The 12,468-nt window shown below is 33.6% G+C and carries 11 protein-coding genes and 1 pseudogene; 10 read left to right on the plus strand and 2 right to left on the minus strand.

The window, feature by feature from the left end:
* Window positions 1-61: 61 nt before the first annotated feature.
* Window positions 62-583 carry a phycocyanin subunit beta gene (locus tag H6F32_RS02310; RefSeq protein ID WP_190367723.1) on the minus strand — a complete coding sequence of 174 codons (522 nt, stop codon included), beginning with the start codon at window positions 581-583 and terminating at the stop codon, window positions 62-64.
* Between the two features lie 686 nt (window positions 584-1,269).
* Between H6F32_RS02310 and H6F32_RS02315 the strand changes: the two genes are divergently transcribed.
* The 9 genes and pseudogenes from H6F32_RS02315 to H6F32_RS02350 all read left to right on the plus strand — a co-directional run.
* A complete protein-coding gene (locus H6F32_RS02315; protein WP_190367724.1) occupies window positions 1,270-1,590 on the plus strand; it encodes a CU044_2847 family protein in 321 nt (106 codons plus the stop codon).
* 13 nt (window positions 1,591-1,603) lie between these two features.
* Entirely contained in the window at window positions 1,604-2,473 is an 870-nt protein-coding gene (locus tag H6F32_RS02320; RefSeq protein WP_190367725.1) for a trypsin-like peptidase domain-containing protein, read from the plus strand.
* Window positions 2,474-2,574: 101 nt separating this feature from the next.
* Window positions 2,575-2,703 (plus strand): hypothetical protein, encoded by a 129-nt coding sequence (locus H6F32_RS20825; protein ID WP_277875024.1) that lies wholly within the window; start codon window positions 2,575-2,577, stop codon window positions 2,701-2,703.
* A 33-nt stretch (window positions 2,704-2,736) separates the two neighbouring features.
* Window positions 2,737-3,837 carry a hypothetical protein gene (locus H6F32_RS02325; RefSeq protein ID WP_190367726.1) on the plus strand — a complete coding sequence of 367 codons (1,101 nt, stop codon included), beginning with the start codon at window positions 2,737-2,739 and terminating at the stop codon, window positions 3,835-3,837.
* On the plus strand, window positions 3,834-4,820 hold the full coding sequence (locus tag H6F32_RS02330; protein WP_190367727.1) for a MoxR family ATPase: 987 nt from the start codon (window positions 3,834-3,836) through the stop codon (window positions 4,818-4,820). The genes H6F32_RS02325 and H6F32_RS02330 overlap by 4 nt, the downstream gene beginning before the upstream one ends.
* Window positions 4,799-7,675, plus strand: a complete 2,877-nt coding sequence (locus tag H6F32_RS21055; RefSeq protein WP_313926224.1) for an SUMF1/EgtB/PvdO family nonheme iron enzyme — start codon at window positions 4,799-4,801, stop codon at window positions 7,673-7,675. Before H6F32_RS02330 ends, H6F32_RS21055 begins: the two co-directional genes overlap by 22 nt.
* A gap of 238 nt (window positions 7,676-7,913) precedes the next feature.
* Complete coding sequence (gene avd / locus H6F32_RS02340) at window positions 7,914-8,276, plus strand: diversity-generating retroelement protein Avd (protein ID WP_190367728.1); 363 nt, start codon at window positions 7,914-7,916, stop codon at window positions 8,274-8,276.
* Window positions 8,273-9,331: an RNA-directed DNA polymerase gene (locus H6F32_RS02345; RefSeq protein ID WP_190367729.1), complete on the plus strand. Its 1,059-nt coding sequence runs from the start codon at window positions 8,273-8,275 to the stop codon at window positions 9,329-9,331. The genes avd and H6F32_RS02345 overlap by 4 nt, the downstream gene beginning before the upstream one ends.
* An 18-nt stretch (window positions 9,332-9,349) precedes the next feature.
* Window positions 9,350-9,499, plus strand: a pseudogene (locus H6F32_RS02350) (SUMF1/EgtB/PvdO family nonheme iron enzyme); the annotation flags it as partial.
* A gap of 481 nt (window positions 9,500-9,980) precedes the next feature.
* Here H6F32_RS02350 and H6F32_RS02355 read toward each other — a convergent pair.
* On the minus strand, window positions 9,981-10,922 hold the full coding sequence (locus H6F32_RS02355; RefSeq protein ID WP_395939572.1) for an RluA family pseudouridine synthase: 942 nt from the start codon (window positions 10,920-10,922) through the stop codon (window positions 9,981-9,983).
* Window positions 10,923-11,295: 373 nt separating this feature from the next.
* Between H6F32_RS02355 and H6F32_RS02360 the strand changes: the two genes are divergently transcribed.
* Window positions 11,296-12,390, plus strand: a complete 1,095-nt coding sequence (locus H6F32_RS02360; RefSeq protein ID WP_190367731.1) for a response regulator — start codon at window positions 11,296-11,298, stop codon at window positions 12,388-12,390.
* The last annotated feature ends 78 nt before the right edge of the window (window positions 12,391-12,468 follow it).

A 12,468-nucleotide genomic window follows, 5' to 3' on the forward strand; every position in this document is an offset into this window, starting at 1 on the left:
TGGGTTTTTGTTGGCAGAAGCTATTATTTAGCCTCTAAGTGTTCTGAAAGTTTTGTAATGATTAAGCAACAGCAGCCGCAGCGCGGTCAAAGTAGCTTGCTAATTCAGAAACTAAAGAACTACAATCACCTTTGGTGATACCGTTAGGGTCATTAACGATGGAAATTGCAGCTTCTTTCATTTTGCCAACGCCAACTGCCACAGAAGCACCAGGTACGCCTAATGCTTGGTAGGTTTCGCGTAAGCCATTTAAGCAACGGTCATCCAGAACACTAGCATCACCAGCGATCGCAGCGTAGGTAACATAGCGTAAGATAATTTCCATGTCGCGTAAGCAAGCAGCAGCGCGACGGTTGGTGTAAGCGTTACCACCAGGAGCTACTAATTGAGGTTGATCTGCAAATAAGGAACGAGCAGCACTGGTAACGATGTCTTTAGCATTGCTTGTAATACGGTTAACAACGTCTAAACGTTTGCTGCCAGCACTTACAACTGCGGTTAAAGCATCTAGTTGTTCGGTGCTTAAAAATTCGCCTCTAGCGTCAGCTTGGGAAACAACCTTGGTGAATACATCTAATGTCATGGACTCTAAATCTCCTAAAATTAATGGATTGAGAGATGTCTAGATAAATACTAATTTTTGGGATCAATGTTTAATTCAGATTGCTTGTGTTTACAAGCGTGCAATTATGAGAAACAGATAGGAATTTATGAGAAACTAGCTAACTGGTTTGTTTTGCTGGTTTATGCAACTTCTGTCTGTTGTTTGACCCCTACAGTTTATGTTTATACAATGTCTTTGGGTCATTGTTTGTTACAAATTATGAATAAATAAGATGCTGTAATAATAAATCCCTCAAATCCTTTACATATAAGGCATAGAGATGATAAAAATCTCAGTTTTTCGTTACATAACTTTACAATAATTGTAAAGAATCAGAAATTTTCATAGTTTAATATTATTTTTATAATTGCTGTAAGCCTTATCATGATTGCGTTTGATCCAGTTTGTTGTATCTGTATTGATTGCTAAATTTGTCAAGGTTTGTAAACTTTATCTTTCTTAATTTTTGGAAAAAATTTGAAAAAAATTTTTACAATATCCCCCTAGAGGGCATCCCAGTGAATAAAAATCTTTATGCACAGTTTAGCAAGGATCTGAAATATTTTAAGGAAATTTTAAGAATTAGGAGATCAAGTTTATACCTTGCAAATATGTTATCCGTGTTATATATTTGATGATATATAACCTAATTAACAGTATTGTATATGGCAAATAAGCAATTAGTTGAGTTCGCTTTAGATAGCGGCACTATTTTGGTAGAAGTTGAAGAATCGGTAGATATAGCTATTGAGAGAGTTGCTTTACCATCTGGGCGAGAAATTGCTAAAGCACAAAAGTCTTTTGAGGAAGCCATAGATAATATTAAGCCATTGGTAACCAATATTGCTAATAAGTTTCAAGACTTAGAACCAAAAGAAATGGAAGTTAAGTTTGGCATCAAACTAAGTGCTGATGCAGGTGCGTTTATAACTTCTGTAGGTGGGGAAGTTAATTTTGAGATTACGGTGAAGTGGAGTAAAGATTAGACTCGTAGATTTTATGTCAAATGAAAATTACTTTCAGGTCTTTAAAAGTGCGATCGCTCGCATTTATAATCAAAACGGTAAAGTTGTTGGTGCTGGTTTTTTAGTAAGTCAGTACCATTTTCTTACCTGCGCTCATGTGGTGACAGCAGCTTTAAGTATTGTTACCAGCACACAACAATCACCAGATGGAATTATAGAGGTTGATTTTCCCCTCATTGCACCTGGGCAAAAAGTAAAAGCCAAAGTTGTATTTTGGCAACCTGTCAACCCAGGACAAAGTAAGGAAGATATTGCCGGACTACACATACAGGATACTCTACCAACAGGAGTGAGTCCTGTAAAACTTGTCACCACATCAGATTATTGGCAACATAAATTCCGCATCTTTGGCTTTCCCCAAGGACATGATGCTGGTGTTTGGGCTGACGGTGAACTGCGTGATATTCAAGCTACACGCTGGATACAGATAGAAGCCATTAAAGTTCCTGGGTATCAAATTGAACCTGGTTTTAGTGGATCTCCTGTGTGGGATGAATCATTACAGGGAGTTGTGGGAATGGCTGTGGCCGCAGAGAAAAAGCGAGAGAATGTGAAAGCGGCATTTATGATGCCTACAACAGTGTTAGTGGAAACTTGGGATTTTTTAAATCAAACTGTTGAACAACAAGCAATAAATTCGTTTCCTTCTTTAAGTCGAGTCCAAGAAATTAAAGCTAAGGAATTGAACAAAAGATTAGTAATTTTAGAAGGCGATTATGAAGCAGTTTACAACCAATTGAATTATACAGAAAATGCCGAAAGTCGTAATAATTTACAACGACAATTAAATAGAATTGAACAGGATATGAATAAGATTGTCGAACAGTTAAAAATGATCAAGTGATCACCATTTTAAGTGATAAAATAAAACAGACATGATATTTTACACCCTGCTTCAAAATCTTCCTAGTGTTTTATTTGAAATTCTAAAAGAGGATTAATTTGGTGAAAACAGCAGATGCAGAAAACAGTCGTGATCTTTTAGAATTACTTTTAGAATTAGTAGAGAGAATGCTGATTTACAAATTTTCATCTATTTGTAGGGGTTTAGCAATCTTAAACCCCTACTTATAGAATCAAATAATTAAACAATTTTGAGTATAAATTATGGAGATTTTTTATAACATGAAAAAAGCTGACAATATCAGAATTAAAAAGTTAGAAGAAGAATTTAATCAGAAGAAAAAAGATTACGAAGATACTTGTGACAAATTAAATGAAACCTACGATCCTGAAATCAAAAATAAACTAAATTTAAAAAAAGATCGTCTTGAAAGAGAAATGCAAGAAAAGGAGGACGAAATAGAAAAACTAAAATCCTCTACTTCCTATAAAGATGTTACTGAAAAACCAATTTCTCCCTATTTAACAATTTTATGTAACCGCACAGAACAAAAATCTCAAATAGAAGAAGAATATAAAAAATTTAAACAGCAAAATTCATATCGTTCCTTGGTTTTTGTCGTTCATGGTGATGAAAAACAATCTCATGAATCCTTTTTAATTCGGATGCAAGAGTTTATCCTTCCCAAATCAATAGAATCTATATCATACAGATTTAGAAAACATTTCCTAGAATGGCCTTTAAAATTTGATAATCTCAGAAATCGCTTATTGAAAAATCTATATGAAAATATTTTTAAAAATACGGATGTTTCTCACGATAAAATTAAAGATTATTTTATTCAATCATCTAGTGAAGAGTTGATTTTTTATACTGTTATCACAACTAAAAATTGGCAAGAACAAGGATTTAAAATTCTGGATGAACTATTAAATTTTTGGCAATGGTTGTATAATGAAAATATCATAGAAAAACAAGTAATTATCTGTGTTTTAATTAAATACAAAAATGATGGTAAAAAAATTAATATAATAATTGAATGGATTAAATCTATCTTCAATTTTAAAAGTCATCATATAACTAATAAAAAAATCTATGCTCATCTAAAATCAATAAACAGAGACAATAAATTTAATGATTTATTGATCATTTCAGTAGAAGAACTAAATTCAATAACTATCCAAGATGTGAATAACTGGACACATCGTGAGATTATAGATTTTATTGACAAAACTAAGATTAATAAATTAAATAGGAAAATTAACCAAATATTTCATGATTGGAAAAAACAAAATTCATCGGAATCAATTCCTATGATGGAATTAGAGGAACATTTGTCAAAATTACTAGAGGAATTAACATGAAATTACCAATTTACACAGGTACAGGAAACCGTCAAGGAGAACTACCCAAACAACTTCCAAATTCTTCCCTTTCTCGATTACTCAATCCAGAAAAATACATTGCTGATCAAGGTTTGCGAGATGCTTGTAATGTGGCATTATTATTAGGACAACCTTTATTACTCACTGGAGAACCAGGAACAGGAAAAACTCAATTAGCTTATAGTCTCGCTTGGGAATTGGGACTTGGTGAAGTTTTAAAATTTGAAACTAAATCTACTAGTATTGCGCGGGATTTGTTCTATACTTATGATGCCTTAAAGCGATTTCAAAATGTACAAACTGGCTTTGCTTCCACTCAAATTTTAGATTACATCACTTATCAAGCATTAGGAAAAGCAATTTTATGTACTCGCAATTTGGAAGAAGTTAAAGAATTTTTACCATTAGAATTTTCTGATAATGGACAGAAGCGTTCTGTAGTTTTAATTGATGAAATTGATAAAGCACCCCGTGATTTTCCCAATGATTTACTTAATGAATTGGAATTGATGTATTTTCGGATTCCAGAATTAGGTAATCAAAAAATAGAAGCAGATGCAAAATTGCAACCAATTGTAATTATTACTAGCAATTCGGAAAAAGATTTACCAGATGCTTTTCTGCGACGTTGTATTTATTATCATCTGCCTTTTCCTGATAATGAACGACTGAAGAATATTATTGCTAATCGGTTAGGAATGAATATTAATGATCCCTTTTTGCAATCAGCTATTAGTTTATTTGAAAAATTACGTAAAAGTGGTTTGAACAAGCAACCTGGAACTGCTGAATTATTAAGCTGGATTGTTGCTTTACAAAGGTTTAGTAGTATTCCAGATAATCTTTTAATTCAACTTAATGCTGATTTAATTAACTCTACTCTCAGTAGCTTAATTAAAACTCAAAATGATCAAGAAAAAGCTAAAAAGGTTGTAGAACAATGGATAAAAGAACAGAAATAGAAGATAACTTAGATTGGCTAAATCCTGATGTTTTGCTAGAGTTTATTGATAATCTGAGAAACGCAGGTTATAATATCGGCATATCTCAATATATTGCAGCACAGGATTTAATTTTGATTCTGACTTCTCAGGGTGAAAATTTGGATAATCCAGAAAATTTGAGAAATTTACTAGCACCAATATTTTGCAGTTCACCAACTGAACAGGAACAATTTAACCAGTATTTTGATAGCTCTTTTAAATCTGTTCATAAAATTAGTGATTTACAAGAAGAAACAACACTAGAAAACCCAATATCTTTAGAAGATGAGAAAAAACTAAAATCTCGTTCTCTTTTGTTAATCTTAATTTTGTTAATCTTAATAGTTATTGTTGCATCAGGAATCCCTTTATTTTTAAAATTCAGTGGTTCTGATAATAATACACCAGGTACAGGTTCTACTAAAACACCAACACCTATTCCTATACCATCAACATTACCAACAACAAAACCTACCAATATACCAGATAAAACTTCTATAAGTTGTACTGATAACAAACCCCCAAATCCTATTAACTGGCCAAGAGAAATAGCATTTTTCTTAACTCCTGCTACTGTGTTTTTTATTATTAGAATGTGGTGGTTTTGGTTAAGTCGTCAGTTGTTTTTACGACGTTATGGAACTACAACTCAACCTGAATTACAGAATATTTCTATTGCTGATTTTGATATTGAGCAAGAATTATTCCCAACAATGATTTTTATGCAAATCGCTCGCAATCTCAGACGACGTATTTCCATTCCTTCTAATGAATTAGATATAGAAAAAACTATTGATGCAACTTTGCGTCAAGGAGGATATTTAAAACCAATATATCGTAATTATCAAATACTTCCAGAATATTTGTTTTTAGTTAATCGTACCAGTTTTCAAGATCATCAAGCTCAATTTATAGAAGAAATAATTAAGCGTCTTAAACAAGAAAATGTTTTAATTACCAGTTATTTTTTTGATGATGATCCTTTAATTTGTTTTCCTAGTCAGGGAGAAAGTTCTCCTCTCAGACTGGAGGAAATTATCCGTAAATATCATCAGCATTATCTAATTTTAGTTTCAGATACAGAGAATTTTTTTAGTATTATTAGTGGTGAATTAGAACCTTGGGTAAGTGAATTAATAAATTGGCAAAGTCGAGCTTTTCTTACTCCCAAACCCATAAATAATTGGGGTTATCAAGAGTTTCAAATAGCTCAACAATTCATCATTTTACCTGCTACACCAGCAGGGTTACAGTTATTTAGCCTATTTAGCCAAAAATCCTGGAATCAAGATACATTGAAGTTTTTATTTTTGCAGGAGACAAGTTCAGCAATACCCATACCACAAACGCTGCGACTTCAATCTTATCGCTGGTTACAACGTAATTCTCCAGAACCGGAAAAAATTGCAACAATGCTAATTTCTCTACGGGAATATTTAGGTGATGATAGTTTTTATTGGTTTTGTGCTTGTGCTGTTTTTCCTGAGTTGCAATGGAATATAACTATTTATTTGGGTAATGTGCTGAAAACAGAGTTAGGAAAATCTCTTTTAGAGGTTGATTCTTTGACTACTTTAGCTCGTTTACCTTGGTTTCGTTCTGGTTATATTCCTGACTGGTTGCGTGTTTATTTGATTAAAGAATTGACTCAGAAACAAGAACAGGAAATTAGAACGGCGCTAAAAAATTTACTCAATCAGGTTAATGATACTTCTGAAAATAAGTTGAAGTTATCAATAGTCAAAACATCTGTAAAAACTATTGCTGAAGATGGTCTATTAAAAGATTACCTGTTTCTGGATTTTATGACTAAACCATCTTTACTTGATTTTAAAGTACCAGAAAAGTTTAATAAGTTATTACCAAAATCCAAAAATCAAGGTTCTAAAAAAACACAAATCAACCGCAGACGATTTTTGCAGATGCTTGGGTTAGGAAGTGCAGGTTTTGTTGCAGCAGTAGCAGGTAATCAGGTTTTGAAACCGAAAGAACCTACAATAGCTTCTCGTAATTGCAAGTTTGAGGTATTAACAGTAAATTCTCAAGGACAAATTATCTCCCGTGTCTTTAGTCAAGCAACGTTTTTTACTGAAGATTTGGGTAATGATATTACTTTGGAGATGGTGGAGATTCCTGGTGGTTCTTTTAATATGGGTTCACCAGAGTCAGAAAAGGGTTGGAATAATAATGAAAGTCCACAACATGAGGTAAATGTACCTGCTTTTGCTATGGGTAAATTTGCGGTGACTCAGGAACAGTATCAACAAGTTATGGGCGAGAATCCTTCTGGGTTTAAAGGAGCAAAACGTCCTGTAGAAACCGTTTCTTGGAATGATGCGGACAAGTTTTGTAAGAAGCTGAATCAAATTACTCAAAAAACTGGACGTAGTTACAGATTACCCAGTGAGGCAGAATGGGAATATGCTTGTCGTGCAGGGACGACTACACCCTTTCATTTTGGGGAAACGATTACCAGTGACTTAGCTAATTATGACGGCACTGTGACTTATGCTTCTGAGGCACAAGGTATATATAGAAAACAGACAACAGATGTCGGTAGTTTTGCGCCTAATAGCTTTGGTTTGTATGATATGCATGGTAATGTTTGGGAATGGTGTCAAGATAATTGGCATGATAATTATAAAAATGCGCCTAAAAATGGTAGTGCTTGGACTAGCCAAAGCGATGATAGACAAGTGCTGCGTGGTGGTTCGTGGTTCAGCCTTCCTGATAACTGCCGTTCTGCCATCCGCAGCAACTACTTCAACCGCGATAACAGGAGCATCGATTTCGGCTTTCGCGTTGTTTGTCTTGTCGTAGCGAGGACTTTTTAGCTCTTTGCACTCTTGCGCTTTTGCGCTATACTCTTTCTTTTCTTTCTTCTATGTCGAGCGTAGCGAGAAAAATTTTTTTTGTCAGAATCAGGATGTCCAGGATGTAAGGATTTACAGGATGGGTTGATAGTTTTATGGATGGGTTTTTAGATTAAAATTATTATTAAGTGATATTTAACCAAAATAGTATATAATATATAAGTTGTAAATAATCAAGTCAAAATTTTTCATAAATTCAATGAGCGAATTATCCATTATCCAAAAAACCTACGATTTGATTAAATGGTATGTACCAATTATCAATCGTCTTCCTAAAGAGCATAAATTTACACTAGGTGATAGAATGATCAATAGTTTATATGAACTACTAGATGGGTTAATTATTGCTCGGTATGCTAAGGAAAAATTGACAAAATTAGAGGTGTTAAATAGTCAGTTAGATATTCTCCGCTATCAAACGCGATTATTATTAGATTTTCAATTAATTCCTGGTCATCGTTATGAATATGTGGGAAAATCAATTAATGATATTGGTATGGAATTAGGTGGCTGGATTAAAGAACAAAATAAAAGCAAGAGTATTAATCTTAAAACAAAATGAAACGATACGGTAATCTTTATTCTCAAATTGTTGATTTTGAAAATATCCTCACAGCCAGCAAAAAAGCCCAAAAAAGTAAGCGATTTCGCCCAAATGTTCTGGAATTTAATTATAATTTAGAAAGTAACCTCAACAAATTACAACAAGATTTAGTCAACAAAATTTATCAACCAGGTGAATATAGAACATTTTATATTAAAGAACCAAAAACTCGGATGATTTCTGCTGCACCATACCGAGATAGGATAGTTCACCATGTCTTATGTAATATTATTATGCCTTTAATTGAACCAACATTTATTGGTGATTCCTATGCAAATCGTCAGGGTTTTGGTACTCATCGTGCTTTACGTCGGTTTGTAAAGTTTGCTCGTTCTAATCGCTATGTTCTTCAATGTGATATTGAGAAATATTTTCCTAGTATTGACCATGAAATTCTCAAGATTTTGTTACGACGTAAATTAAAATGTCCTGATACATTGTGGTTAATAGATACTTTAATTGATAATAGTAATGAACAATTTTCAGTAGTTGACCATTTTCCAGGAGATAAATTATTAGAACCATTACAAAGACGACGCGGTTTACCCATTGGTAATTTAACCAGTCAGTTTTTTGCTAATGTTTATCTCAACTATTTTGATCATTTTATTAAAGAACAGCTAAAAATTGAGAAATATTTACGTTATGTGGATGATTTTGCTTTGTTTTCTAATGATAGGGAATTGTTAGTTGATGCTAGATATGCTATTGAAGAACACTTAGCAGGATTAAGGCTTAAAATTCATCCTACAAAAAGTCAATTATTTGAAACAAAACATGGTGCTAATTTTTTAGGTTTTCGTATTTTACCAAACCAGATTCGAGTCCGCACAGAAAATTTGCGTCGGGCAAAACGCAGAATAAAAAAAATGCAGGATGACTATATTGATGGTAAGATTAGTTTAGAAAAAGTATCCCAATCAATTCAAAGTTGGTTTGCTCATTTAGAGCATGGGGATACGTGGCAATTAAAACAACAGCTATTTGCTACTCTCACTTGGATGAGAGGGTAAAGAAGGGATGGGCAGCCCCAAGTGCTGCGTGGTGGTTCGTGGAACAACAATCCTGAAAACTGCCGTTCTGCCAACCGCAACAACAACAACCGCGATAACAGGAACAACAATATCGGCTTTCGCGTTGTTTGTCTTGTCGTAGCGAGCGCTCTTTTGTACCAGAACTGACGGATGTGAATGCGTTAGGCGTGTCAAAGAAGAGTCCAGACCTGTTCCTGTGATGTTGGTGACAACATCCGAAAATCAAACTCGGTGGGGTAGCTTAGTAAGTTTGCTGAAAGGTTGCTTCACCCTCTAAATAGGGCTTGCTGAATAAATGTAAAACCTAGATAAATCAAGGGTTTGAGGTGGAAAATAAGGAAATAGATGCAAGATTTTCAAGGGGGAGACTCTGAAAAGCGTGCATTTTGGGTTGAATAAATCACAAAATTGAGGGATCGCAGATAGTCCTTTCCTCTTACCGGCCTCCACACAGGTAAAACGGGTGGTTCTTGGCGGCGTTTTCTCAATGATGCGGGATATTAGGTTGCATAAACCCCATCCTCAAAATATTCTGAAACGATATCAGATTGAACAGATTATTGAGATTCTCCAAGGGGAAGAATTGTTATGAATAATATGATGGAAGATAGGATTTAAAAGGTGTAATTTAATTAACACGCCGACGTAATACTTCTAATAGGGTTTGAAAGCTAGGAGGAGGAGGAGCGATCGCTTCTATCCATTCTTGGGAAATAGGATGTTGTAACCGCAGTTTCCAAGCGTGTAATGCTTGTCCTGGAATATTGACTCCTAAAGAACGTCCAGAACCATACACAGGATCACCTATGATGGGATGTCCGATTTTGCTAATATGTACTCTAATTTGATGGGTTCTTCCTGTTTCTAAACGAAAATACATTAATGTATAATTTCCTAATCTTTCTTCAATGCGCCAATGAGTAACTGCACTACGTCCTCCTGACTCTAGGGGAACGATGGCCATTTTTTTGCGATCTTGGGGATGACGGCCAATGGGTAGGTCTATTGTCCCACTGTTGGTTTTGGGGACTCCATATACTAAGCCTAAATATTCTCTTCTGGCGGTTTTTGCTTGTAATTGTGCTTGTAGATGTTGATAAGCTAGGTCTGTTTTAGCGATCGCTATTGCTCCTGTGGTATCTTTGTCTAATCTATGAACTATTCCAGGGCGTTGTATTCCACCTATTCCTGGTAAATTGGGGCAGTGAGATAATAGAGCGTTTACTAACGTTCCATCATGGTGTCCAGGTGCAGGATGAACTACTAAACCCGCAGGTTTGTTGAGAATGAGGAGTTGATCATCTTCATAGAGGATATCTAAGGGGATATTTTGGGCTGTGATTTGTAAAGGTTGACTTTCAGGGATTGTGATGATGATGCGATCGCCAATTTTGAGTTTATCTTTTTTAGAAGTGCAAATTTTACCATTGACTTGTACGCAATTGTCACTAATTAATTGCTGAATACGAGAACGTGAGAAATCTGATAATGTTTCTGATAAATACCGATCTAAACGTTCACAATTAACAGTAACTTGAATATCAATTACAGAATTAATGACAGACATCATAGAAAATAGATAAAACTACTGATTTGACTTAGTGATCTTATCACAAAATTTAGGGTAATTAGTAAGGACTGAGAATTGAGGGATGGACATGGAAGATTAAAATCATGAAGAATAAAAAGAAACAGATATAGATAACTGTGTTATTGTTGCTATTGGGTGACTACTGATTAATTACAGATAATTTAATATTTACTTCAATTTTTCATGAGAAATTTAAGATACTTTTTTATTTTACGAAGAAATATATAGTAACCTAGTGATATAACATCCCCAATTTATGATATTACTTGATCATTTATTGACAATAGTAAAAAACCAGTTAGGGGTGTGAAATTTTGTTGTTTTTTAACTCATTTAACTCATTTTTAACAATATGAAAACCATACCTATTAGTAGATATAGATTTTTTCAAAAATTACAGCCTGTGAACTTATTAACTAAGATGGCTAATAAGTGTTTTACTGGTTGTTTGCAGGTATTTAGTGAGTTTGGTACGTGGTCAATATATATGGATAAAGGTAAAGTAATATATGCTGGTTATTCTGAAAAGATGTTTGAACCACTGTATAGAAATTTGCAAATTTTAAGTAAAAGAGTTGCGACAATTCCCCAGGGAATTAATGATAAGTTAAGAATAATTTTTGAAAAAAATAGGGAAAATTCTTCTATTGCGAACCCTGAATATTTAGCTATTTGCTGGTTAGTTAAGGAGAGGTATATTAGTGATTTACAATCTGCGATATTAATTGAACAATTAGCAATTGAAACTTTACAATCTTTGTTAAAGTTAGAATATGGTAGTTATGAGTTTATTCCTGATACTTTTTTAGATAATTTACCTAAATTTTGCCATTTAGATTTAACATCTTTATTAGATTATTGTCGTTATGGTGCCAAATTTAATCCAGAGGAGAGATATAATTCTCAATATAATATTTATGATCGTTATTATGATTCCGATGAAGGTAAAAAAGAACCAGTAGAGACATTTCAGGAGGAATTACCATCAGTAGATCAGATAGAATTAGATTATAAAGATGATCAAAGTCAAAGTCAACTTCAATTATTTAGTTATCAAAGTAATTACCAAAAAAGTGATAAGAAGAAATATTGTGTTTTTTGTGTAGATGAGAATTTACAAATGTTAAATAATATTCAAGATTTTTTGGATGAACAAATATTTGCAGTGGTAAAATTTACTAATTCGTCTCAAGCATTAATGGAAATTTTAAATGTCAAACCGGATATGATTTTGTTAAATATTGCTATGAGGAATTTAGATGGTTATGAGGTTTGTTCATTATTAAGAAAAAATCCTAATTATCAGGATATACCTGTAATTTTAATGACAGAAAGAATGGGTTTAAGGAATCGAGCGAAAGCGAAAATTGTCAAAGCTAATAGTTATTTAGAAACACCTTTTACTCAAGAAGATTTATTGAAGAAAGTTTTTGAGCATATTGTTTAGAGGCGGTAATAAAATAAGTAGTAGTAGGGTACGTCAGATATGAAGAATCAATTTATTTGCAGTGCAGTGTAGCGCAAG

Origin of the sequence: Anabaena sp. FACHB-1237, from assembly GCF_014696225.1 — a bacterium.
Taxonomy (GTDB): Bacteria; Cyanobacteriota; Cyanobacteriia; order Cyanobacteriales; family Nostocaceae; genus FACHB-1237.